Source organism: Trinickia sp. EG282A, assembly GCF_040965455.1.
GTDB classification, from domain to species: domain Bacteria; phylum Pseudomonadota; class Gammaproteobacteria; order Burkholderiales; family Burkholderiaceae; genus Trinickia; species Trinickia symbiotica.
Map to the genome: position 1 here is coordinate 1,687,527 of NZ_JBFRCC010000001.1, position 22,862 is coordinate 1,710,388.

The window sequence follows — 22,862 nt, forward strand, 5'->3', positions numbered from 1 at the left end:
ATCAAGTTATTATATGAGGTCTATCCGAGCCATGTTCCGCATGTCCCTTCTGAAGAAATGCCTCGCTCTCGGGGCAGTCGCAGTCGTTGCGCTTGCCGCGCTCGTTGCAGGCGGCTACTACTGGGCGATGAAGCCTGTCGCGCTCTCGGCCCCCGTCGTCGACGTAACGATCAAGCCGCACAGCAGCGTGCGCAGTGTCGCGCAACAATTGATTCGCGGTGGCGTGCCGTTCGCGCCCGAGCCTTTCATATTGATGACGCGCGCGCTCGGCCTGCAAAGCCGGCTGAAGTCGGGCAACTACGAGTTCAAGAGCGGCGTCACGCCCTACGAGGTCCTGCAAAAGCTCGCGCTCGGCGATACCAACGAGGACGTCGTCACGATCATCGAAGGCTGGACGTTCAAGCGGATGCGGGCCGAGCTCGACGCCGATCCGTCGCTCAAGCACGATACGGCCGGTATGAGCGACGCGCAGCTGCTGGCCGCGATCGGCGCATCTGAGACGGCCGTCACGAACGCCGAGGGACTGTTCTTCCCCGACACCTATCTTTTCGATAAGGGCGCGAGCGACCTCGACGTGTATCGCCGCGCCTATCGCCTGATGCAGCAGCAGCTTTTGCGGGCCTGGGCCGAGCGCGAGCCCGGCTTGCCCTATCAGTCGCCTTATGAGGCGCTGACGATGGCCTCGCTCGTCGAGAAAGAGACCGGCAAGTCGTCCGATCGTCCGCTCGTGGCCGCCGTGTTCGCGAACCGGCTGCGGCTCGGCATGCCGTTGCAGACGGACCCTGCGGTCATCTACGGCTTGGGCGACGAATACGCGGGCCACCTGCGCAAGCACGATCTGCAGAGCGACACGCCTTACAACACCTACACGCGCCGCGGCTTGCCGCCGACGCCGATCGCGCTGCCCGGCGCGGCGGCGCTCGAAGCGGCGATGCGCCCCGCGCAGACGAGCGCGCTTTACTTCGTCTCGCGAGGCGACGGGAGCAGTGTATTTTCCGATACGCTCGGCGACCACAACAAGGCCGTCGACAAGTACATTCGAGGTCAACAATAAATGGCGCGAGGCAAATTCATTACGTTCGAAGGGATCGACGGCGCGGGTAAGACCACCCATCTCGCCTGGTTTCGCGACCGGCTCGAGGAAAAGCTCGACGCGAGCGGGCGGACCGTCATCGTCACTCGCGAGCCTGGCGGCACACCGCTCGGCGAGTCCTTGCGCGAGCTCCTGTTGCATCGCCGGATGGATCTCGAGACCGAAGCGCTGCTCATGTTCGCCTCGCGGCGCGAGCACCTCGCGCAAGTGATCGAGCCGGCGCTGACGCGCGGCGACTGGGTGCTGAGCGACCGCTTCAGCGATGCGACCTTCGCCTACCAGGGCGGCGGGCGCGGCTTGCCGCGCGACAAGCTCGAGACACTCGAGCGCTGGGTGCAGGGCGGGTTTCAGCCGGACCTGACGGTGCTCTTCGACGTGCCGCCGCAGACGGCCAGCAAGCGGCGCAGTGCCGTACGCTCGCCGGACAAGTTCGAGAGCGAGACGGAGGCGTTTTTCGAGCGCACGCGCGCCGAGTACCTGCGGCGCGCGGACGAGGCGCCGTACCGGTTCGCGATCATCGATGCGACGCAAAGCATCGAGCGCATCCGCAAGACGCTCGACGAGCTCATCTCCACGATGTGAGCATGCCGCTTTCGAACCCCGAAGCAACGAGGCCCAACGGGAAGACCCGATCATGATTTACCCCTGGCAGCTCGACGACTGGAACCGCCTGCAACGGCTGCGCGCGCAATGGCCGCACGCGTTGCTGCTGCACGGGCAGGCAGGGATCGGCAAGCTGCATTTCGCGCAGCACCTCGCGCAGGGTCTCCTCTGCGAGGCGCCGCGCGAAAACGGCGAGCCATGTCGCGCTTGTCTCGCCTGCAACTGGTTCGTCCAAGGCAACCATCCCGACTACCGCGCGCTTGCACCGGAGGCGCTCGCGGCCGAGGTCGGCGTAGGCGGCGCCGCACCGTCCGACGAGAAAAGCGACGCCGACGAAGGCAAGAAGACTCGCACGCCGAGCAAGGAGATCAAGATCGAGCAAGTGCGCGCGCTGCTCGATTTTTGCGGCGTCGGCTCGCACCGGGGGGGCGCGCGCGTCGTGCTCGTCTATCCGGCCGAGGCGCTGAACGCGGCGGCGGCCAACGCACTTTTGAAAACACTCGAAGAACCGCCGCCCGGCGTCGTGTTCTTGCTCGTATCGGCACGTATCGACCGCCTGTTGCCGACGATCGTCAGCCGCTGCCGTCAATGGCCGATGCCCACACCCTCGGCCGACCTGGCAGCTGAATGGCTCGCGAGCCAAGGCGTCGAAGAGGCCGCCGCATTGCTCGCCGAAGCGGGCGGTGCGCCGCTCGCGGCGCTCGCACTCGCGGCCGACGAGAACCGTGCACTGCGCGATTTCGCGCTAAAGCAGCTCGCGGCGGGCGCCGAATGCGACGCGTTTGCCTGCGGCGAGGCACTGCAGAAACTACCGGTTCCGGTTGTGCTCGGCTGGCTCCAGCGTTGGCTGTACGATCTGCTCGCCGAGCGGACGGCTCGCCGTCCGCGCTACTTCCCGGCTGCCGAGCGCGAGCTCGCGCGCTGCGCCGCGCGCGTCGACGCCAACGCATTCGCGCGCTACCTGCGGACGGTCACGCGCGAGCGGGCGGTCGAAAATCATCCGCTCAACGCGCGCCTCGTATTCGAGGCGCTCTTCATCGGCTACCGGGAGCTGTTCGTCTGACGCGGCCTTTGCACCCCTTGACCAACACGAGCCCCTATCACGATGTTTGTCGATTCCCACTGCCACATCAATTTCGAGGGCCTCGGCGACCGCCTGCCGCAGGTGCTCGAGAACATGAAGGCGCATCAAGTGACGCATGCGCTTTGCGTGAGCGTCGATCTGGAGACGCTGCCCTCGGTGCTCGCGATCGCGGCCGAATACGAAAACGTCTTCGCTTCCGTCGGCGTGCACCCAGACCATGAAGACGCGCGCGAGCCGACCGTGGCCGAGCTCGTCGAGCTGGCCGAACATCCGAAAGTCGTCGCCATCGGCGAGACGGGCCTCGACTATTACCGTCTGGAAGGGCGTTCGATCGCCGACATGGAATGGCAGCGCGAGCGTTTTCGCACGCACATTCGCGCGGCGCGCGCGACGCAAAAGCCGCTCATCGTCCATACGCGCGCATCGGCCGACGATACCTTGCGCATCATGGCCGAAGAGCATGCGCACGAGCCCGGCGGCGTCATGCATTGCTTCACCGAGCCATGGCCCATCGCCGAGCGCGCGCTTGCGCAGAACTTCCATATTTCGCTCTCGGGCATCGTCACGTTCAAAAACGCGCTCGACGTGCAGGACGTCGCGCGCCGTGTTCCGCTCGAGCGGCTGCTCATCGAAACCGATTCGCCATATCTCGCTCCGGTGCCTCACCGGGGCAAGTCCAATGAACCTGCGTACGTCAGCCATGTCGGACGCTTCATCGCGCAGCTTCGCGCGATGCCCGAGGCGGAACTCGGTGCGGCGACGACGGGCAATTTCTTCCGGCTCTTCGCCGAGGCGGCGCCCCGCGCGGCCTGATCCTCGACACTCGACACTCGACGCCTGTCGTCAGGCAATTGAAAGGAAAAGATGGTGCAGATAAACACGCTTACGATGGTTTCGGCTATATCGCGCTTCGGAGTAACCGCCCCGCTGCGGCAGAATCAACGGTCGGGGAGGGCATCGAGCCTGCGCCGCCTGTTGATGGCTTGCGCGGCCCCGATTCTGGCTCTGACGATGGCGGGCCAAGCTCATGCGACGGATAAGGACGCGATCATCAAGGCGGTCAAGTTCGACGATGTCTCGGCCGTGACGAAGCTGCTCAAGCGCGGCATGGATCCCAATACGACCGACGACGAAGGCATGCCGCTCCTCGTGCTCGCGGCGCGCGAGAAATCGGACAACGTCGCCAAGCTGCTCATCGACAACCCGAACACCGATATCGAGAAGCTCGACGCCCACGACGAGAACGCGATGATGCTGGCCGCGCTGAACGGCGACACCGATCTCGTGAAGCTGCTCATCGCCAAGGGCGCGGAAATCAACAAGAAAGGCTGGGCGCCGCTGCACTATGCCGCCGCGAACGGTCACGACGACATCGCGAAGCTGCTGATCGACAATTCCGCCTATATCGACGCCGCGTCGCCGAACGGCACGACGCCGCTGATGATGGCGGCGCGCGGCAATCACGTGACGACGATGAAGGTACTGCTCGACGGCGGGGCCGATGCCAAGCTGAAGAACCAGATCGGCATGACGGCGCTCGATTTTGCCAAGCGCTATCAAGCCAAGGATGCCACCGCGGCGCTTCAGGACATGTTCGCGCGAGAGCAGGCGGCATCGAGTGGGGTGCCTGCCGCGGGGCAAAACAGTGCAAAATGAGCGTCCTGGCGCGGCGACTGCCGTGCCGTCACGGTGTCCCCGGCGGGCACGCGGCGCGGGGCTCGGGCCTTCCGCCGGGCTGAGGTGGCCGCACGTTCATCGCTCCGAGAAAAGGAAAACCATGTTGCGGGCTTTGATATGCCTCAGTGCGCTTGCCGCGCCGATTTCGGCCCTCGCGTTCACAGGAGCGCAACTCACTAAGCTATGCGCTCAGACGGACGTCGCTTCGCGCAATGCCTGCAAAGGCTATGTCCAGGGCGCGGCCGACGGTGTCTACAACACGATCGACGCGATCGGCGGCACCACGGGCCCCCGGGTCGGTCAGTACTTCTGCCTGCCGCCGAAGACAACGCCCCAATCGCTCGTCGACGCCATCCGCAAGTACGTGGCGGAGGACCCGCGGGCCGGCGATTACAACGCGAGCACGGTCGTCTCACTGGGTCTCGGCAAAGCCTATCCCTGCAAGGGACGCGACTGACGCGGGACGCACCCTCAAATTCGAATGCTGCCGATTGTTTCTCGACTGTAACAGCCGGGAGTAAGTGAAAAGGTGCATTTGCTTGCGGGAGCCGTACGGAATAATGGAGGTCAGGGCGCCGCGGACGGCGGGTGGGGCTCACGAAACCCGTGGCCCGCTCCCCGCTCGCGACGGTTGCGCCATCCCATGTTTGGCGCCATCAAATGTTTGCCGTATCGGCGAACCAACCTCGTTCGCATGGAGTGCAGGCAATGAAAATAGCGCAGATCGCACCGCTCACCGAATCGGTGCCGCCGCGGCTCTACGGCGGCACGGAGCGCGTCGTCTCCTACATCACCGAGGCGCTCGTCGAACTCGGTCATGAGGTCACGCTCTTCGCAAGCGGCGATTCGAAGACCACCGCCAAGCTGGAAGCGGTCTGGCCGCGCGCGCTGCGTCTCGATCCCGCGATCCGCGACCGCGTGGCGCCGCACATGCTGCTGATGGAGCTCGTGCGCCGCCGTGCCGAAGAGTTCGACGTGTTGCACTTCCACATGGATTACTACTCGTTTTCGTTGTTCAAGCGGCAGGAAACGCCGTTCGTCACGACGCTACACGGGCGGCTCGACTTGCCGGAACAGCAGCCGGTCTTCGATACGTTCAACACGGCGCCCGTCATTTCGATCTCGAACGCGCAGCGTCATCCGTTGCCGCAGGCGAAATGGCTGACGACCGTCTATCACGGCCTGCCTGAGCGGCTTTATCAGCCGCAGCCGACGGAGCAAAGGTATCTTGCGTTTCTCGGCCGCATCTCGCCCGAAAAGCGCGTCGATATCGCGATTCGCATCGCCGCCCATTGCGGTTTGCCGATCCGCATCGCGGCCAAGATCGACGCTGCCGATCGGGAGTACTTCGACCGTGAAATCAAGCCGCTTTTCGACTTGCCTCACGTCGAGTACATCGGCGAAATCGCCGACGATCAGAAGGCCGAATTCCTGTCGGGCGCGCACGCGCTTCTTTTTCCCGTCGATTGGCCCGAGCCGTTCGGGCTCGTCATGATCGAGGCGATGGCCTGCGGCACGCCCGTCATCGCGTTCAACCGCGGCTCGGTGCCCGAGGTCGTCGACGAGGGGGTGTCGGGCTTCATCGTGGAAGATGAAATCAGCGCGGTGGCGGCCGTCAACCGGCTCCACACGCTGCCGCGCGAAGGCGTGCGCAGGCGCTTCGAAGAGCGCTTCACCTCGCATCACATGGCGAGGCAGTATCTCGCCGCCTATCAGACGGTGATTCGCGCGCAGAAGCGCTCGCGCTTCAAAGTGATCGATTCGGCCTCGACCTGAGGCCGCGGCGCCGGCGGGTAGGGAAGCAGGAAAGGCGCGCGGCGCCTGCGCGCCGCGCGATGAGCACGCGCATCAGATGTTCATGCGCGTGATTTTCATGCCTTGCAGTGAGAGGTCGGCCATGAGGCCTGCATTCGTCAGGACGATGACCTGGACCGGCTTCGTCGCCGACGTCGTATCGACGGCCCCGTTGGCGCCCATCTTCAGCAGCGCAACCGACGCATCGCCGCCCGCTGACCAGCCTTGGCGCGACTCGAACGATTTCAGCGCATCGTCCGTCATGAAGAGGAAGACGACGGCCTTCGATTGCGCGCCGGCCTGCAGGCCGAACGAGCCGGAAACGAGGTTGTAGTAGGCGTAAGTCGTCCCGCCCGTACGCAGCGCGCCCTCGCCATATTCGCCCCCGACGACGAACCCGGCCTGGAGGACGCGGGGGAACACGAGGACGCCGCGGGCACGAGAGACGAGCTCGCGGGAGCCGGGCACTTGCGCATACATGCGCGAGAGCGTGGCATCGACGCCCGCATTGATGTCCTGGCGCTTGGACGCATTGCTGCCGGGGCTTTCGCCCACCGGATTGCCCTTATTGGTGGTTGCCGTACAGCCCGCGAGCACCAGGCTGCCGGCCACGACGGCACCCGCCGCCTTCAGTACGAAACTTCCTTTTTGCATGGCTCTCTCCGTGGGATCCGTCGGTCAAACCTGCAACGGCAGGTCTGGACGATAGTCGGAACGCATTCCATTAGTCACGCCTTCCCGCTCGCGCGAAAGAAGCGCTGACGAAGGAGGGCGAAGCACAGGCCATGCCTGGACCTGTCCCGAATTCGGCTCAGTGGTGTGCGGGGCTCTTCGGAATCGGCGGCCGCCTCAGCGCGCGTCGAATCCCCGCGATGACGAGTCCCAGCGCGAAGAGAAACGCCGCCGGCACGACCCAGTAGCCGACGAACGCGTGCCAGAGATAGCTCACGAGCGTCTCCCGCCTCAGCACGTACTCGTCGATCGCCGCTTGATGGCGCGGCGCGTTGGCCGCGAGGACGTCCGCCGGACAACCGGCCGCGCGCGCCTCGTCGGGCGTGCCATGACAGCGTGCGGGAGCGCCTGCCGCCCGCTGCCCGTCGGTGAATTCCCACGTCGTCAGCGCGCGGTCGCGATCGACGATGTTGTAGCTCATTTCCTCGCGGATTTCGTGAACCGCGACGATCGTCACCGGCACGGCCCAAACGAGGATCGTGACGATCCAGCGCTTGACCCACCGGTTGTGTCTCCATGCCATTCCTGCCTCCGCTATGCATTGCGCATCGACGACGAGAGGGCGGCCCTTGGCGTTTCTATTTTCGATTGGGAAAGCGGCCGTCTTGGCAGCCATCATAGAAGAAATGCGACGAATCGTCGCGGCCATGGGGAGGCAATGCCGACGAACCGGTAAATTCTTCAATGTTTCCGGCATTTGACGCACCGACCTCCGCCGTTCGCGCGCGGGCACTTGCGGCTGACGCGAAGGCGGTAAGCCGTGCCGGTTGCCCTTCGGGGAGGGAACGGGTCTTGCATCTGCCCAACCGGCCCGCCTACCACGCGGCGCGCGCGGGCCGGGGCGAAGCCGATGGCGCTCGACCGCTTCTTTGCGCCGAACCATTCCTATTCGTGCTGTGGCACCGGGGGTTCAAGCTATGTTGGAGCCGTTCACCGAGCAGTACAAGGGATACGCGATCGGCGTTCAAGCGTTGCGGCGGGCCAAGGAGCCCGACCAGCCGGCCGACGCGCCGCGTCGCTTCGACATCGTCGTGACGATCGCGCGCAAGTCGCGCGGCGAGCGCGCGAAGGCCGAAATGTTCGGTGTTCCCGAACACGATCCGCTCGACGACCAGCTGGAGGCACACAAGATCGGTCTGCAATACGCCCGTGACATCATCGACGGGAAGATCGACGGGTCTTCGGTCGATAAGCTCTAGGGGCCGCCTCATTCTCATTGAGTCGAATCCGCGGCAGGGCTCGGCGACTCGTGCATGTCTTCTTCGGGCTTCGGTCAGGGAAACCCCCGACCGATGCCAATTCAACTCTCCTTGCGTACGCTGCTAAAACGGTACAGCATAGGCGGGCCGGATCGCGCCTGTCGATGCGCGCCGGGCTCGGCGCCTGGCTCACTTAGCGCAGCCGCAAACGTTTCCCGCCGGCGTCCGAATCAAAAACCGCGGCTCTCGCGAGCCCGAATAAAAGGAAAAGGAGAACCTCATGAATGATCGCACCCGTCGCCGCTTCATTGCCGCCGCCGCGACCCTCTTCGCCGTCGCGCTCACGCCGCTCGGCACGACCGAGGCCGTGGCGCAGGCGGCGAAGAAGCCCAAGGTCGCACTCGTGATGAAATCGCTTGCCAACGAATTCTTCCTCACGATGGAGACCGGCGCGAAGGACTATCAGAAGCACAATTCCAGCAAGTTCGATCTGATCACGAACGGCATCAAGAACGAAACCGACACGGCGGCGCAAATCAACATCGTCGAGCAGATGATCAATTCGCACGTCGATGCGATCGTGCTCGCGCCGGCGGATTCGAAGGCGCTCGTGCCCGTCGTCAAAAAGGCGGTCGATGCCGGCATCATCGTCGTCAATATCGACAACCGGCTCGATCCGGACGTGCTGAAATCGAAGGATCTGAACGTACCGTTCGTCGGTCCGGACAACGCGAAAGGCGCGGAGGAGGTGGGCGACTATCTCGCGAAGAAGCTGAAGGCCGGCGACGAAGTCGGCATCATCGAGGGCGTCTCGACGACGACGAACGCGCAACAGCGCACGGCCGGCTTCAAGGCCGCGATGCAGAAGGTCGGCGCGAAGATCGATTCGGTCCAGTCCGGCGAGTGGGAAATCGACAAGGGCAATGCGATCGCCTCCGCGATGCTGAATCAATATCCGAACTTGAAGGCGCTGCTCTGCGGCAACGACAATATGGCGATCGGCGCCGTCTCGGCCGTGCGCGCGGCCGGCAAGCAGGGCAAGGTCTACGTGGTCGGCTACGACAACATCGGCGCGATCAAGCCGATGCTCAAGGACGGCCGAGTGCTCGCGACAGCGGATCAGTACGCGGCCAAGCAAGCCGTATTCGGAATCGACGTCGCGCTGAAGGCGATCCAGGAGCACAAGAAGCAGTCCGAGCTGTCACAAGTCGTCGAGACACCGGTCGACCTGGTGACGAAGGCGGGTACGCAGACGGCCTCGAAGTAATCGCCCGGAGGGAGTTGCGGCCGGCGCGGCGCGGCCTCGCCCGGCACGCGGCAGGGCGGGGGCCGCGGTCGCTGCCCAGCCCAACTCCGCCATCTGAGTTAGGGAAGCGTTCCGGCGGATTCGCGACGCCGCGCCGAATTCGTCAGCCAATTGACTCAAGAAATGCCCGCCACTGCCGTTAGCGTTGTATAGGGCCGGAGGGGCGCGAACCGGACGCGCTCACTTTGGCCGGCCCAACCCGGGACCGAGCAAGTCATGCGGCAGCGCGACGCGCGATGTCGCCGGCGACCACGGCGGCCTCGAGAACACGGATGATGGATTCGATCGACCACGACGAAACGAACGCAGTGCTCGAAGTGATCGGCATCGGCAAAACCTACGCCGAGCCCGTTCTCGCCGACGTGACGCTCGCGCTTCATGCGGGCGAGGTGCTCGCCCTGACCGGGGAGAACGGCGCCGGCAAAAGCACGCTGTCCAAGATCGTAGGCGGGCTGGTGACGCCGACCACGGGCACGATGCGCCTGGGCGGCCGGCCCTATGCGCCGGCGAGCCGCCAGCAAGCCGAAGCGCTCGGCGTGCGCATGGTGATGCAGGAGTTGAACCTGCTGCCGACGCTGTCGGTGGCCGAGAACCTCTTTTTCGATTGCCTGCCGCGGCGCGGACCGCGTGCGCTGGGCTGGGTCGATCGCCGTCGGCTTGCCGACGACGCGCGCGCCGCGATGGCGCGAGTAGGACTCGACACGATCGACCCCGGCACGCCGGTCAGCTCCCTCGGCATCGGCCATCAGCAGATGGTCGAGATCGCGCGCAACCTGATCGGCGAGACGCGCGTACTGATTTTCGACGAGCCGACCGCGATGCTGACCGCGCGCGAGGTCGACCTGCTGTTCGAGCAGATCGAGCGATTGAAGGCAAGCGGCGTCGCGGTCGTCTACATTTCACACAGGCTGGAGGAGCTTGCGCGGATTGCCGAGCGTGTAGCCGTATTGCGCGACGGTCGGCTCGTCCACGCGGGAGCGATGGCCGACGTCACGACCGACCGGCTGGTGACGAAGATGGTGGGACGCGAGATCGGCGAGCGCATCGAGTTGGGCGTTCGCAAGCTCGGCGCGCCGCTGCTCAGGGTCGAAGGGCTCGGGCGCGGCGACGTCGTCCGCGACGTGTCGTTCGAGGTGCGCGAGGGTGAAATCTTTGGCGTGAGCGGGTTGATCGGAGCCGGTCGCACCGAATTGATGCGGCTCATCTACGGCGCCGACACCGCCGATCGCGGCACCGTGTCGGTCGGCCGACCTCCCATGCCCGTGCGCATCGGCTCGCCCGCCGATGCGGTCCGGCACGGCATCGTCCTCATTACCGAGGACCGAAAAGGCGAGGGCCTGCTGCTGCCGCACTCGATCGCCGCGAATGTGTCGCTCGGCAATACGACGAGCGTGGCGAGTTGGGGACTCATCGACGGGCGCCGAGAGACCGCACTTGCGCGGCGTCAAATGGAAGCGTTGCGCGTGCGTGCCGCGGGGCCCGCGCAGCCGGTCGCCGAGCTCTCGGGCGGGAACCAGCAGAAGGTGGTGATCGGCCGGTGGCTCGCGCGCGACGCGGACGTCCTGCTCTTCGACGAGCCGACGCGCGGCATCGACGTAGGCGCCAAGTTCGACATCTACGGGCTGATGGGAGCGCTTTCGCGCGAACGACGCGCACTCGTCGTCGTCTCGAGCGACCTGCGCGAGCTGATGCTGATTTGCGACCGCATCGCCGTGATGTCGGCCGGACGTCTCACCGGCATCTTCGAGCGTGACGGCTGGACACAGGATGCGCTGCTCGCGGCGGCTTTCGCCGGACATCTGGGCAATGGGGGCGCGCCGCAAGCGCCCGCCAACGCGTTGAACGCACGGAGACCGTCATGACCGAACAATCGGCGCGCCCCGACGGCGCGCAGGCCGAACCGTCCCGCATGCGGCAAGAAACCGCGGCCGGGCTCCTGACTGAAGCGGCGAGCGCGCGGCCGACCGGCACGCGGCTCGGCTTTTCGAACTATCTTGGGCTCGCCGGTGCGCTCTTTGCGATGATCGCGCTGTTCTCGCTGTTGAGCTCGCATTTCCTGACGTATGAAACGTTCAGTACGATCGCCAACCAGATCCCTGACCTGGTCGTCATGTCGGTCGGCATGACCTTCGTGCTGATCATCGCGGGAATCGACTTGTCCGTCGGCTCGGTGCTCGCCCTCGCGGCCTCGGTCGTGAGCGTGGCTTCGCTCAAATGGGGATGGGCGGCACTGCCGGCGGCGGTCGTCGGCATGGCGGCGGCGGCGCTGACCGGGGCGATCACAGGTGGCGTGACAGTCGGTTGGCGCATTCCCTCGTTCATCGTCTCGCTCGGCGTGCTCGAGGCGGCGCGCGGGCTGGCCTATCAGATGACGAATTCGCGCACCGCCTATATCGGCGATGCGTTCGATTTCCTGTCGAATCCGATCGCGGTGGGGATCTCTCCCGCGTTCCTGCTCGCGGTGGCCGTCATGATCGTCGCTCAGCTCGCGCTGACGCGCACCGTGTTCGGCCGCCATCTCGTCGGCATCGGCACGAACGAGGAGGCCGTGCGGCTGGCGGGCGTCGATCCGCGACCTTACAAGGTCGCCGTGTTCGCCCTGATGGGCGCGCTTTCGGGGCTGGCGGCGCTTTTTCAGGTGTCGCGCCTCGAGGCAGCCGATCCGAATGCCGGCGTCGGGCTCGAGCTGCAGGTCATCGCGGCAGTCGTGATCGGCGGCACGAGCCTGATGGGCGGCCGCGGATCCGTGATCAGCACTTTCTTCGGCGTGCTGATCATCTCGGTGCTGGCGGCGGGGCTTGCGCAGATCGGCGCGAACGAGCCGACCAAGCGGATCATCACGGGCGCCGTGATCGTCGTCGCGGTCGTGCTCGACACCTACCGCAGCCGGCGCAAGCGCGGTTGATGGAAAGGCGTCTTTGCCCGCCACGCGGGGAACGTGGCGGACAAAGACGGAAGAAACAAGCACAATCGGGGTTGCCGGCCATCGTTGCGCCGGTCAAGAAAAACAAGCGAGAGAGAAACGGGTTATGGCGACGATCAAGGATGTGGCAGCCATGGCTGGTGTGTCGTTCACGACGGTATCGCACGTGGTCAACAACACGCGGCCGGTATCGGCCGACGTGCGCGCGAAAGTCGAGCGCGCCATCCGCCAGCTCAACTACGTGCCGTCGGCGGTGGCGCGCTCATTGAAGGCGCGCTCGACGGCGACGATCGGGCTCGTCGTGCCGAACAGCACCAATCCTTACTTTGCCGAGCTCGCGCGCGGCATCGAGGATGGCTGCGCGCGCGCGGGCTATTGCATGTTCTTCTGCAATTCCGACGACGAGCCGGCCAAGCAGCGCAACTACCTGCGCGTGCTGCAGGAAAAGCGCACGGACGGAATCATTGTGGCGTCCGCCGGGGACGATGCGGTGCTGGCGGAAAGCCTCGCGGACGCGCGCGAGCCGCTCGTCGTCGTCGATCGCAACATCGAGGGCCTCGCCGCCGACCTGGTTCAGATCGATCACGAGCGCGGCGCCTATCTGGCGACGCGGCATCTGCTCGAGCTCGGACACGTCAGGATCGGATGCATTACCGGGCCGGTGACGACGGCGGTCAGCGCCATGCGCGTGCACGGCTTCATCCGGGCCATGGCGGAACGCGGCATCGAAATCGAGCCGAGTGCGATCGTGGAAAGCGATTTTTCGGCCGGCGGCGGGCAGGAAGCGGCGGGAAAGCTCTTCGATACGGTCAAGCCGACCGCCATCTTCGCTTGCAACGACATGATGGGAATCGGCGCGCTGCGCGTCGCGGCCGTGCGGGGCATTCGCGTGCCGGAGCAGTGCTCGATCATCGGCTTCGACGACATCGAGTTGAGCGGCTACACCTATCCGGCGCTTTCGACCGTCGGCCAATCGGTGCGCGCGCTGGGCGAGGCGGCGGCCAAGATGCTGATCGAGCGCATCTGCGGCGAACTCACCGGGCCGACGCGCCGGCGCGTCATCACGCCACGCCTGGTGCTGCGCGAGTCGACGGCCGTCTGCATGAGCGTCGCGCTCGATGCATGACGGCGCGTAGCGCCCCCGAGGCGCGGGTTTCCTCGGGGGGCTCAGGACACGAAATGCCTTAAGCGCACCGATGACAACGCCGTTAAACACGGTATGAACGACGCATGTGCGCCGCGAATGTTGCACCGGAGGCGACGCACGTGCTCCCCATCCAAACCGATCCCCCGCAGAGACTCTCCTCGCCGAGCTTCTTCTTTTTGCTTTTGCTCGAGAAGACGATCTGGCGCGAATCGATGCAAAGCGCCACGCGTTACCGCCCCGCACCGTCGCAGGCTGCGTCCATTCACGCGCGACTTGAATTAGGGGCCGAACGCGCACACACATACTGTGTGTGGCTTTGCCGAGCAGTCGACGCCTGTCCCTCGAAAAAAAGTTGTAACGGTCGCGTACGAATGTCGTCGCACAGGCCACCCAGCACGTATACGTACGGTAGGAGCGATGACGCGGCGAAGAAAGCGGCACGTCGGCCGCGACGCGAATCCGGGCGGCCGCATACAAGGGCGCCGCGCAGCAGAAAGACCGCTATTTGGGAGATGCACGCTTTGAGAGCAAAGATGCCCCTTGATCGGTTCGCCAACGTACGAGAGACCAAGGTCGCGGTGTGCGCGCTTGCGCTTCGAGGCACTACGATGTGCTTGGAGCTTGGCGTATGGCACGCAACGAGCTTCCCTCGCAGCGCGGACGAAGATTGTAGGCGACTGTCGCCGTATCTCCAAGATGGGAGTCACGTGAACAACGCAAGCCGTGAAAAATAATTTAAAAGGGTTTAGGATGAAATCGAGCGAGGTCGTCTCGGTATAGGGTTCCGTGAACGGCATCGACCGCAGACTTGGGCGAGGAGGTAGCATGGATATTTACAGCAGCTTCGCGAACCGCTTCGAAAAGACGCGAGAAGAAGAGTTCTCGCTCGAGGAGTATCTCGCGCTCTGCAAAGAAAACCCCGCAGCATATGCCACAGCTGCCGAACGGATGTTAGCGGCCATCGGCGATCCGGAGCAGATCGACACCCGCAACGAGCCTCGCCTGTCGCGAATCTTCGCGAACAAGGTCATCAAGGTGTACCCCGCGTTCCGCGAGTTCTACGGAATGGAAGACGTGATCGAGCAGGTCGTCTCGTACTTCCGCCACGCGGCGCAAGGGCTCGAAGAGAAAAAGCAAATTCTCTATCTGCTGGGTCCCGTGGGGGGCGGCAAGTCGTCGATCGCAGAGCGACTGAAGCAGCTCATGGAGCGTGTGCCGTTCTATGCCATCAAAGGGTCGCCCGTCAACGAATCGCCGCTCGGCCTCTTCGACTACGACGAAGACGGCCCGATCCTCGAGGATCAGTACGGCATTCCGCGGCGCTACCTGAAGAGCATCCTGAGCCCGTGGGCCGTCAAGCGCCTGCACGAGTACAACGGCGACATCCGCAAGTTCCGCGTGGTGCGCCGCTACCCGTCGATCCTGCGCCAGATCGGCATTGCAAAGACAGAGCCTGGCGACGAAAACAATCAGGACATTTCGTCGCTCGTCGGCAAGGTCGACATTCGCAAGCTCGAGCAGTACGCGCAAGACGATGCGGACGCCTACAGCTACTCAGGCGGCCTTTGCCTCGCCAATCAGGGCCTGCTCGAGTTCGTCGAAATGTTCAAGGCCCCGATCAAGGTGCTGCACCCGCTGCTCACCGCGACGCAGGAAGGCAACTTCAAGGGCACGGAAGGCTTCGGCGCGATACCGTTCGACGGCATCATCCTCGCGCACTCGAACGAGTCGGAATGGAAGGCGTTCAAGAACAACCGCAACAACGAGGCGTTGCTCGACCGGATCTTCGTCGTGAAGGTGCCGTACTGCCTGCGTGTGTCCGAAGAGATCAAGATCTACGAGAAGCTGATCCGCAATTCGTCGCTGGCCGACGCCGTCTGCGCGCCGGGCACACTGAAGATGATGTCGCAGTTCTCGGTGCTTACCCGTCTGCAGGAACCGGAGAACTCGAACCTGTTCTCGAAGATGCAGGTCTACGACGGGGAAAACCTGAAGGATACCGATCCCAAGGCGAAGTCGTATCAGGAATACCGCGACTATGCCGGCGTGGACGAAGGCATGACGGGCGTCTCGACGCGGTTCGCGTTCAAGATCCTGTCGCGCGTGTTCAACTTCGATTCGACCGAAGTCGCGGCGAACCCGGTGCACCTGATGTATGTGCTCGAGCAGCAGATCGAACGCGAGCAGTTCCCGCCCGAAACGGAGCAGAAATACCTGTCCTTCGTGAAGGACCTGCTGGCTTCGCGCTACGCGGAGTTCATCGGCAAGGAGATTCAGACTGCTTATCTGGAGTCGTATTCGGAATACGGTCAAAACATCTTCGATCGCTACGTCACCTATGCCGACTTCTGGATCCAGGATCAGGAGTTCCGCGATCACGACACGGGAGAGAGCTTCGACCGCGCCGCGCTCAATGCGGAGCTCGAAAAGATCGAGAAGCCGGCCGGCATCAGCAACCCGAAGGATTTCCGCAACGAGATCGTCAATTTCGTGCTGCGGGCGAGGGCGGCGAACGGCGGCAAGAACCCGGCTTGGATCAGCTACGAGAAGCTGCGCGTCGTGATCGAAAAGAAGATGTTCTCGAACACGGAGGAACTGTTGCCGGTGATTTCCTTCAATGCCAAAGGGTCGGCGGAGGAACAGCGCAAGCACGAAGATTTCGTCAATCGGATGGTTGCGAAAGGTTACACGCCGAAGCAAGTACGCCTGCTCTGCGATTGGTACTTGCGGGTACGCAAGTCGTCGTAAAGTAAAAGGCAGCGCGCTCGCCTGGCTGGCGTTGGCCGGGCGAGCGCTCCGCGATGCGCGGGATGCGCGGGCACGACACCTGCGCATTGTCTCGTCGCGTCGTTTCAGGCAACGAAAAGCGGGAGACTGGATGTGCTTCACCAAATCATCGACCGCAGGTTGGCAGGGAAGAACAAGAGCATTGCGAATCGCGAGCGCTTCCTGCGCCGCGTAAAGAATTACATTCGGCGTGCCGTGTCCGAGGCGGTGCGCGACCGCAGTATCAAGGACATCCAAAGCACGCAGAGCATCACCATTCCGCGTAAGGACATTGCCGAACCGATGTTCCGCCATGGGCCCGGCGGCAAGCGCGAGCTCGTGCATCCGGGCAACGAGGATTACATCCGCGGCGACAAGATTCCACGACCGAACGGCGGCTCCGGCGGTGGGGGAAGTCAGGCCAGCAACGAAGGAGAAGGGCAGGACGACTTCGTCTTCGAGCTCTCGCGCGAAGAGTTCATGCAGTATTTCTTCGACGATCTCGAGCTGCCGCGGCTCGTGAAGACGCATCTGCTCGCCGTGCCGACATGGAAGAACATCCGTGCCGGATGGGCGGCCGAGGGCACGCCGAACAACATCGACGTGGTGCGCTCGCTGCGCAGCGCGCTCGGCAGGCGCATCGCGCTCGGCGCGCCGCTCGTCAACGATCTGCGCGAACTCGAGCGCCAGCTCGAGGCGCTCAAGCTGGAGCCCGGCGACAACAGTGAGGAAATCAAGCGCCTCGAAGAGGACATCCATCACTTGCGCGGACGCATCTGGCGGATTCCGTTCATCGATCCGTTCGATCTGCGCTACATCAACCGCGTCAAGCAGCCTCAGCCGTCGAGCCAGGCCGTCATGTTCTGTCTGATGGACGTTTCGGGCTCGATGGACGAGCAGCGCAAGGACTTGGCGAAGCGCTTCTTCATCCTGCTTTATCTATTCCTGAAGCGCAATTACGAGAAGATCGAAGTCGTGTTCATCCGGCACCATACGCGTGCGGAGGAGGTCGACGAAGACACCTTCTTCCATTCCACGGAGAGCGGCGGCACGGTCGTCTCCAGCGCGCTCGAACTCATGCGCAAGGTCATGGACGAGCGCTACTCGCCCACTGAATGGAATATTTACGGAGCACAGGCGTCCGACGGAGACAATTGGACTGATGATTCGCCCAAGTGCCGGCGCCTCTTGCACGATGACATCCTGCCCAAAACGCGCTACTTCGCGTATATTCAAGTCGCGCCGGAAGAGCAGAACCTCTGGCTCGAGTACGCGCAACTCGCGATGACGCAGCCGCATCTCGCGATGAAGAAAGTGGACGCGGCGGCCGATATCTATCCTGTGTTCCGGGAACTGTTCGAAAAGCAGGCGGCTCAATCATGAGTACGAAGCACCTGCATAATGAATCGCGCGGATATCAGCCGGAGCGCCGCCGTAAGGGTGCACACGGGCAGAACGGCAATGTGCCGCGCGAAAGCGGCAAACGAGCGGACGTCGAGCCGACGCAAGCCCACGCCGACGTACCTGTCGTGGCCCCAAAGGAACTTCGTATGAACGCTGCCGACCGCAGACCGCTGCCGTGGCCGTCCGACTGGACCTTCGAGCTGATCGAGGAATACGACACGCATATTTCTCATGTCGCCGAGCAGTACGAGCTCGACGTCTATCCGATCCAGCTCGAGCTCATCAGTGCCGAACAGATGATGGATGCCTATGCATCGGTCGGCATGCCGGTCAACTATCGGCACTGGTCGTTCGGCAAACACTTTCTTTCCACCGAAAAGAGCTACCGCCGCGGGCAGATGGGCCTTGCCTACGAGATCGTCATCAACTCGAATCCATGCATCGCCTACCTCATGGAAGAGAACACGATGACGATGCAGGCGCTCGTCATGGCGCATGCCGCATACGGCCACAACTCGTTTTTCAAGGGCAACTACCTGTTCCGGCTGTGGACTGACGCGCACGCGATCATCGATTACCTCGTCTACGCGAAGAATTACATCGCGGAGTGCGAGGAGCGGTTCGGCTTGGACCGCGTCGAAGAGCTGCTCGACTCGTGCCATGCACTGATGAATTACGGTGTGGACCGGTACAAGCGGCCGCAAAAGCCCTCGCTTTCGAAGGAAGCCGAGCTGAGGCGCGAACGCGAGGCGTATCTGCAATCGCAGGTCAACGAGCTATGGCGAACGCTGCCCGTGAAGGAAAGGCCGCTCGAGACGGAGGAGGAAGAGCGCTATCCGCCCGAGCCGCAGGAGAATCTGCTTTATTTTGCCGAGAAGAATGCGCCGCTTCTGGAGCCGTGGGAGCGCGAAGTGATACGCATCGTGCGCAAGATCGGCCAATATTTCTATCCGCAGCGGCAGACGCAGGTGATGAACGAGGGGTGGGCGACGTTCTGGCACTACACGTTGCTCAACACGATGTACAACCAGGGGCTTCTCGAAGACGGCTTCATGATGGAGTTCCTCCATTCGCACAGCAACGTCATCTATCAACCACCCGTCACCAAGCCCTATTACAGCGGCATCAACCCGTATGCGCTCGGCTTCTCGATGATGAGCGACATTCGGCGCATCTGCGAATCGCCAACGGACGAAGACCGCAAGTGGTTTCCCGACATCGCCGGATCGCCATGGCTGCCGGCGATGCATTATGCGATGCGCAATTTCAAGGACGAGAGCTTCATCGCGCAGTACCTGTCCCCGCATTTGATCCGCGACATGCGGCTCTTTTCCGTGCTCGACGACGATACGCGCGACGCGCTGGAAGTCTCCGCGATCCACGACGACAGCGGCTACCAGTACGTGCGCCACGCGCTGGCACGTCAGTACGACATGCATCACCGCGAGCCGAACATTCAAGTATGGTCGGTCAACACGCGCGGCGACCGCAGCCTGACGCTGCGGCATTTTATGACGGACAACCGCCATTTGTCGAACGATACCGAGGAAGTGCTCAAGCATATGGCTCGACTTTGGCAGTTCGACGTCTATCTCGAGAGCGTCGACGAGAACGGCACGATCCGCAAGCGCTACGAGTGCCGGTATGCGGCGCCTGCGCTGCGGCTGTAAGCGGTACGTGACCCAGGGGTACCTCAGCCACCGGGTTCGTTGCTAGTCGCGCCGTCACTTCCCTCCGGCCCGTGCGCGTTCCAGCAGATCGCGCACTTCTTCATCCGTCGTCTGCCCGAAATTGTCGTAGTGTTGGCCGACGCTGAAAAAAAGCGCCGGTTGAGCGACGCAGACGAATTCGTCGACGATGGCGGCAAAATCGGTCTCGGCACCTGTCGGAGCGACCGGCACGGCGACGACGATGCGCGCCGGTCGACGCTCGCGCAGTGCCTTGACGGCGGCCTGCATCGTCGCACCTGTCGCGATGCCGTCATCGACGAGAATCGCCGTGCGGCCCTCGACCGCGGACGGCGCTCGCTCGCCCCGGTATGACGTTTCCCGACGCGCCAGTTCCGATTGCTCCTGCGCCAGAACAGCGTCGAACTGCGCCTGGCCGACGTGTGCAGCGCGCATCGTCTGTGTATCGACGAATAGCGCGCCCCCGGGAGCGATAGCGCCCATCGCCAACTCCGGCTGGCTTGGCACGCCGAGCTTGCGCACGGGCATGATGTCGAGTTCGGCCCCGAGTGCGATGGCAAGCTCGAACCCTACGGGTACGCCGCCACGCGGCAACGCGAGGACCACCGTGCCCGGACCCGCGTACTCCTTGAGGCGCTCGGCCAACATTCGGCCGGCCTCTGCGCGATCGGTGAACAATGAATACATGGCAGTCATCGCATCAGGTATGGGCGACTGACCTGCCTCCGAATATCGACGACGGTCACAGCGCGTCGTGAAAGATGATCCCGAGCGTGTGGCGCTCGCCCGAAAGCAGGCGGCTGACGCCGTGTCGCATGTTTACGCGATATGCACCTCTCGTGCCTTGCACCGGACGATGGCTCACGGCAAAAACCACCGCGTCGCCTTGCCCGAGCGGAACGACCTCGACGCGCGACTGCATGCGCGGGCGCTGCTCCGTCAGCACGAATTCGCCGCCGGAAAAGTCGCGGCCGGGCTCGGACAGCAACACGGCCACCTGCAGCGGGAAGACATGTTCGCCGTACAAGTCCTGATGCAGACAATTGTAGTCACCTGAGGCGTAACGCAGCAGCAGAGGAGTAGGGCGGCGCTGCCCCGCGGCATGGCAGCGCCGGATGAAAGCGGCATGCGTTGCTGGATAGCGGACGTCGATGTCCAGCGCGCTCATCCACCGGTTGGCGATCGGGGCGAGGTGAGGGTACAGCGCCTCTCGAAAAGAAGCGACGAGCTCGGGCAACGGATAGCCGAAGTACTTGTATTCGCCTTTGCCGAAACCGTGCCGCGTCATGACGACGCGGCTACGGAACCGGGCGTCGTCCGGATAAAGCGAGGCGAGCGCCCGACATTGCGACGGCGATAAAAGGCGAGGGATGATGGCGCATCCGTACTCGTCGAGCGCAGCTTCGACGCTGGACCAGTCGACGTTATGGAGGTCTGCGTCGAGTGGTCTGTTCCCCGTATCTTCGCTGCCCTCGAAAAGGGGGTGACTTCGAGTCGACGGTCTTTCACGCAGATTGCGCACCGGTTGCTCCGCTCTTCGTATATGGACGAATCTCCACTTTACTGAGCTTAGGGTTGCGGGACTTCTCGGTTCTTGCGGTCAGATTGACGGCATACATCGCCCCGCCCGAGCGTCAGCTGCGGGTTCTGGACGGGTGGCCGACGTGCCGACCTGCATTCGCTCTGAATTGGCGGCAGCTCATCGTCATGCCGCATTGCGGTGCCATCGGCCCGATAGGCGTTTCGGCGCAGTCTAAGCCTTGTAGCCGATTTCGCGCAGAAACGTCTTGCGGGCTTCGATTTCGACCTCGTTCTCGATGCCGAGCGGCGTGAAACCGTCGACGACGCCGAGGATGCTTCGCCCCTGATTTGTCTCGGCGATCACGACTTCGGTCGGATTGGCCGTGGCGCAAAAGATCCGGCAGACCTCGGACACGCCTTTGATCGCGTTGAGTACGTTGACCGGATAGAAACCTTGGCCAAGAAAGACGATGAAGCTATGACCGGCGCCGATCGTCATGGCGTTATCACAGGCAAGCTGGGTGAGCTCGGGATCGGTGCCTGAGCGACGCACGAGTCGTTTACCGGATGCTTCGCAGAACGCCAGCCCGAACTTGATGCCGGGTACGGAGGCGACGAGCGCTTCGTGAATGTCGTCGACGGACTTGATGAAATGCGTTTGCCCGAGGATGAAATTGACGCTGTCGGGGTTCGAGATTGTGACGGTAAGCAACTGAACCATGATGAACCTCGCAAAGGTTGAGAGGCAAGCATCGAGATCGCTTGTGCTGCTGTCCGCCAATAGTCTGTGCTTGAGAAGCCGGGTTGCGCAAGTAGGAGTTCCGCACCGGCTTAGCTACGGATTTGACATAACATGAATTATCACCCGGACCCCCTAGCTTGCTTCTTTCCAACTGACGATTACGGTGCATCTTGCACGTGTTACCAGATGTTGCCAACTATTGCGACATTGAGGTAATAGCTATGAGCTATCTATGTGCGGTTTCCCACGCAAAAACAAGGCTTTACGCGAAACCTAGGGGAAACCCTGTGTGCGGAAAATCTGACAGTCATCGTCTGAATAGACCACACGTTCCAGGTCATTTCTCGCTTTTGGTCCGCCACCGCGCGGCGCACACTTTGTTTCCTACACCCTTACTAAACGTTACCGAGCCGTGCAATCTGCAACGAAACGTAAAAGAGGTGGCGCAATGAGCAATACTGTGTTGCAGCCATCATCCCCCGAGGAACTGGAGCACCTGATCAACGGCGCCGTCGGTAGCGTCGGCGAAGCCGCCGCCCTGGCGATTTTGGGCATCCACCGCACGACGCTAATGCGCTGGCGCACCGGACAGACGCGCGTGCCGGCCGCCGCGCTCGCTCTCTTGCGCATCTGGTGTGAAGGGCGCTTACCTGGCATGGGGCCGGACTGGCGCGGCTTTCGTTTCGTCGGCGATACGCTCGTCACATCGGCCGGCGTCGCCTACACGGCACGCGAAATCATCGGCTGGCATTGGCGCGCGCAACACCTTGAGGCAATGGAGCGCCGCACCCGGCAACTGGAAAAACTGATCCACCGGCAAGCCCAGCAGATGCAGGCCATAACCGGTGCACTCAATGAAGGCTTTGCAGCGCCCGGCCTGCCCGACGTGAAGCGCCCGAAACGCGTGAACGTGGGATAATTTGCGCGCCTTTCCCCCTACCATAGGAGCACGCATGCACGGTTTTCCGATTGAGCATCTCCGCACCGCCCTCGCCGGCCTGCCCGACGATACGCAAATCCTCGGCACCGATACCCGCCACGGTGGCTTTACCCTGCTCACGAGCGCCGGGCGCATCCCCGTTGCGGAGCCCGCGACCGAATCGGGTAACTTCGAGCCGCTGAACAACTGAACCACACGCGCCCCAACAAAAAAGCCCCTGAAACCAGGGGCTTTTTCTTATTT

22 protein-coding genes are annotated in these 22,862 nt (G+C 63.3%); 17 read left to right on the forward strand and 5 right to left on the reverse strand.

Annotated features, from left to right (window positions below; all coding sequences use genetic code 11):
* Positions 1–40 precede the first annotated feature (40 nt).
* The 7 genes from mltG (at position 41) to AB4Y31_RS07725 (ending at position 6,233) form a co-directional block, all read left to right on the forward strand.
* On the forward strand, positions 41–1,054 hold the full coding sequence (gene mltG / locus AB4Y31_RS07695) for an endolytic transglycosylase MltG (RefSeq protein WP_368673371.1): 1,014 nt from the start codon (positions 41–43) through the stop codon (positions 1,052–1,054).
* Positions 1,055–1,675 carry a dTMP kinase gene (tmk, locus tag AB4Y31_RS07700; RefSeq protein WP_368673372.1) on the forward strand — a complete coding sequence of 207 codons (621 nt, stop codon included), beginning with the start codon at positions 1,055–1,057 and terminating at the stop codon, positions 1,673–1,675.
* Between the two features lie 52 nt (positions 1,676–1,727).
* On the forward strand, positions 1,728–2,759 hold the full coding sequence (locus AB4Y31_RS07705) for a DNA polymerase III subunit delta' (RefSeq protein ID WP_368673373.1): 1,032 nt from the start codon (positions 1,728–1,730) through the stop codon (positions 2,757–2,759).
* Between the two features lie 42 nt (positions 2,760–2,801).
* Positions 2,802–3,593 carry a TatD family hydrolase gene (locus AB4Y31_RS07710; RefSeq protein ID WP_368673374.1) on the forward strand — a complete coding sequence of 264 codons (792 nt, stop codon included), beginning with the start codon at positions 2,802–2,804 and terminating at the stop codon, positions 3,591–3,593.
* 198 nt (positions 3,594–3,791) lie between these two features.
* On the forward strand, positions 3,792–4,436 hold the full coding sequence (locus AB4Y31_RS07715) for an ankyrin repeat domain-containing protein (protein ID WP_368673375.1): 645 nt from the start codon (positions 3,792–3,794) through the stop codon (positions 4,434–4,436).
* A 121-nt stretch (positions 4,437–4,557) separates the two neighbouring features.
* Positions 4,558–4,914 carry a Rap1a/Tai family immunity protein gene (locus AB4Y31_RS07720; RefSeq protein WP_018443366.1) on the forward strand — a complete coding sequence of 119 codons (357 nt, stop codon included), beginning with the start codon at positions 4,558–4,560 and terminating at the stop codon, positions 4,912–4,914.
* Between the two features lie 251 nt (positions 4,915–5,165).
* Entirely contained in the window at positions 5,166–6,233 is a 1,068-nt protein-coding gene (locus tag AB4Y31_RS07725; RefSeq protein WP_368673376.1) for a glycosyltransferase family 4 protein, read from the forward strand.
* Positions 6,234–6,305: 72 nt separating this feature from the next.
* Here AB4Y31_RS07725 and AB4Y31_RS07730 read toward each other — a convergent pair whose 3' ends face one another.
* Positions 6,306–6,905, reverse strand: coding sequence for a YSC84-related protein (locus tag AB4Y31_RS07730; protein ID WP_018443364.1), 600 nt, complete (start codon positions 6,903–6,905; stop codon positions 6,306–6,308).
* A 157-nt stretch (positions 6,906–7,062) separates the two neighbouring features.
* Positions 7,063–7,506: a hypothetical protein gene (locus tag AB4Y31_RS07735; protein ID WP_368673377.1), complete on the reverse strand. Its 444-nt coding sequence runs from the start codon at positions 7,504–7,506 to the stop codon at positions 7,063–7,065.
* 394 nt (positions 7,507–7,900) lie between these two features.
* Here AB4Y31_RS07735 and AB4Y31_RS07740 point away from each other — a divergent pair, with 394 nt between their 5' ends.
* From AB4Y31_RS07740 to AB4Y31_RS07775, 8 genes are all read left to right on the forward strand, one after another.
* Positions 7,901–8,182, forward strand: a complete 282-nt coding sequence (locus tag AB4Y31_RS07740; RefSeq protein WP_018443362.1) for a hypothetical protein — start codon at positions 7,901–7,903, stop codon at positions 8,180–8,182.
* Between the two features lie 280 nt (positions 8,183–8,462).
* Positions 8,463–9,449 (forward strand): sugar ABC transporter substrate-binding protein, encoded by a 987-nt coding sequence (locus tag AB4Y31_RS07745; RefSeq protein ID WP_018443361.1) that lies wholly within the window; start codon positions 8,463–8,465, stop codon positions 9,447–9,449.
* Between the two features lie 314 nt (positions 9,450–9,763).
* Positions 9,764–11,350, forward strand: a complete 1,587-nt coding sequence (locus tag AB4Y31_RS07750) for a sugar ABC transporter ATP-binding protein (protein ID WP_368673474.1) — start codon at positions 9,764–9,766, stop codon at positions 11,348–11,350.
* Positions 11,347–12,393, forward strand: coding sequence for an ABC transporter permease (locus tag AB4Y31_RS07755; RefSeq protein WP_368673378.1), 1,047 nt, complete (start codon positions 11,347–11,349; stop codon positions 12,391–12,393). Before AB4Y31_RS07750 ends, AB4Y31_RS07755 begins: the two co-directional genes overlap by 4 nt.
* Before the next feature lie 124 nt (positions 12,394–12,517).
* On the forward strand, positions 12,518–13,537 hold the full coding sequence (locus tag AB4Y31_RS07760) for a LacI family DNA-binding transcriptional regulator (protein WP_368673379.1): 1,020 nt from the start codon (positions 12,518–12,520) through the stop codon (positions 13,535–13,537).
* Positions 13,538–14,383: 846 nt separating this feature from the next.
* The gene (locus tag AB4Y31_RS07765; RefSeq protein ID WP_368673380.1) at positions 14,384–16,306 is read left to right on the forward strand and encodes a PrkA family serine protein kinase; all 1,923 of its coding nucleotides are present in this window, start codon (positions 14,384–14,386) and stop codon (positions 16,304–16,306) included.
* Between the two features lie 132 nt (positions 16,307–16,438).
* Complete coding sequence (locus AB4Y31_RS07770; protein ID WP_020566511.1) at positions 16,439–17,707, forward strand: YeaH/YhbH family protein; 1,269 nt, start codon at positions 16,439–16,441, stop codon at positions 17,705–17,707.
* Positions 17,704–19,398, forward strand: coding sequence for a SpoVR family protein (locus AB4Y31_RS07775; RefSeq protein WP_018443354.1), 1,695 nt, complete (start codon positions 17,704–17,706; stop codon positions 19,396–19,398). Before AB4Y31_RS07770 ends, AB4Y31_RS07775 begins: the two co-directional genes overlap by 4 nt.
* 54 nt (positions 19,399–19,452) lie before the next feature.
* Here the strand turns inward: AB4Y31_RS07775 and AB4Y31_RS07780 are convergent, their stop codons facing one another.
* The 3 genes from AB4Y31_RS07780 to AB4Y31_RS07790 form a co-directional block, all read right to left on the reverse strand.
* Entirely contained in the window at positions 19,453–20,103 is a 651-nt protein-coding gene (locus AB4Y31_RS07780; RefSeq protein ID WP_368673381.1) for a phosphoribosyltransferase, read from the reverse strand.
* A 55-nt stretch (positions 20,104–20,158) separates the two neighbouring features.
* On the reverse strand, positions 20,159–20,929 hold the full coding sequence (locus AB4Y31_RS07785; protein ID WP_368673475.1) for a 2OG-Fe(II) oxygenase: 771 nt from the start codon (positions 20,927–20,929) through the stop codon (positions 20,159–20,161).
* 240 nt (positions 20,930–21,169) lie between these two features.
* A complete protein-coding gene (locus tag AB4Y31_RS07790; protein ID WP_368673382.1) occupies positions 21,170–21,658 on the reverse strand; it encodes an adenosine-specific kinase in 489 nt (162 codons plus the stop codon).
* Positions 21,659–22,127: 469 nt separating this feature from the next.
* Between AB4Y31_RS07790 and AB4Y31_RS07795 the strand changes: the two genes are divergently transcribed.
* Together AB4Y31_RS07795 and AB4Y31_RS07800 are read left to right on the forward strand one after the other, a co-directional pair.
* A complete protein-coding gene (locus AB4Y31_RS07795; RefSeq protein ID WP_368673383.1) occupies positions 22,128–22,598 on the forward strand; it encodes a DUF3653 domain-containing protein in 471 nt (156 codons plus the stop codon).
* A 34-nt stretch (positions 22,599–22,632) separates the two neighbouring features.
* The gene (locus tag AB4Y31_RS07800; RefSeq protein ID WP_368673384.1) at positions 22,633–22,809 is read left to right on the forward strand and encodes a hypothetical protein; all 177 of its coding nucleotides are present in this window, start codon (positions 22,633–22,635) and stop codon (positions 22,807–22,809) included.
* Positions 22,810–22,862: the final 53 nt, after the last annotated feature.

Bases quoted from the DNA above. Each gene is read 5' to 3' on its own strand.
- mltG (WP_368673371.1), top strand. From the start codon at position 41: ATGTCCCTTCTGAAGAAATGCCTCGCTCTCGGGGCAGTCGCAGTCGTT.
- tmk (WP_368673372.1), top strand. From the start codon at position 1,055: ATGGCGCGAGGCAAATTCATTACGTTCGAAGGGATCGACGGCGCGGGT.
- AB4Y31_RS07705 (WP_368673373.1), top strand. From the start codon at position 1,728: ATGATTTACCCCTGGCAGCTCGACGACTGGAACCGCCTGCAACGGCTG.
- AB4Y31_RS07710 (WP_368673374.1), top strand. From the start codon at position 2,802: ATGTTTGTCGATTCCCACTGCCACATCAATTTCGAGGGCCTCGGCGAC.
- AB4Y31_RS07715 (WP_368673375.1), top strand. From the start codon at position 3,792: ATGGCGGGCCAAGCTCATGCGACGGATAAGGACGCGATCATCAAGGCG.
- AB4Y31_RS07720 (WP_018443366.1), top strand. From the start codon at position 4,558: ATGTTGCGGGCTTTGATATGCCTCAGTGCGCTTGCCGCGCCGATTTCG.
- AB4Y31_RS07725 (WP_368673376.1), top strand. From the start codon at position 5,166: ATGAAAATAGCGCAGATCGCACCGCTCACCGAATCGGTGCCGCCGCGG.
- AB4Y31_RS07730 (WP_018443364.1), bottom strand. From the start codon at position 6,905: ATGCAAAAAGGAAGTTTCGTACTGAAGGCGGCGGGTGCCGTCGTGGCC.
- AB4Y31_RS07735 (WP_368673377.1), bottom strand. From the start codon at position 7,506: ATGGCATGGAGACACAACCGGTGGGTCAAGCGCTGGATCGTCACGATC.
- AB4Y31_RS07740 (WP_018443362.1), top strand. From the start codon at position 7,901: ATGTTGGAGCCGTTCACCGAGCAGTACAAGGGATACGCGATCGGCGTT.
- AB4Y31_RS07745 (WP_018443361.1), top strand. From the start codon at position 8,463: ATGAATGATCGCACCCGTCGCCGCTTCATTGCCGCCGCCGCGACCCTC.
- AB4Y31_RS07750 (WP_368673474.1), top strand. From the start codon at position 9,764: ATGGATTCGATCGACCACGACGAAACGAACGCAGTGCTCGAAGTGATC.
- AB4Y31_RS07755 (WP_368673378.1), top strand. From the start codon at position 11,347: ATGACCGAACAATCGGCGCGCCCCGACGGCGCGCAGGCCGAACCGTCC.
- AB4Y31_RS07760 (WP_368673379.1), top strand. From the start codon at position 12,518: ATGGCGACGATCAAGGATGTGGCAGCCATGGCTGGTGTGTCGTTCACG.
- AB4Y31_RS07765 (WP_368673380.1), top strand. From the start codon at position 14,384: ATGGATATTTACAGCAGCTTCGCGAACCGCTTCGAAAAGACGCGAGAA.
- AB4Y31_RS07775 (WP_018443354.1), top strand. From the start codon at position 17,704: ATGAGTACGAAGCACCTGCATAATGAATCGCGCGGATATCAGCCGGAG.
- AB4Y31_RS07780 (WP_368673381.1), bottom strand. From the start codon at position 20,103: ATGTATTCATTGTTCACCGATCGCGCAGAGGCCGGCCGAATGTTGGCC.
- AB4Y31_RS07790 (WP_368673382.1), bottom strand. From the start codon at position 21,658: ATGGTTCAGTTGCTTACCGTCACAATCTCGAACCCCGACAGCGTCAAT.
- AB4Y31_RS07795 (WP_368673383.1), top strand. From the start codon at position 22,128: ATGAGCAATACTGTGTTGCAGCCATCATCCCCCGAGGAACTGGAGCAC.
- AB4Y31_RS07800 (WP_368673384.1), top strand. From the start codon at position 22,633: ATGCACGGTTTTCCGATTGAGCATCTCCGCACCGCCCTCGCCGGCCTG.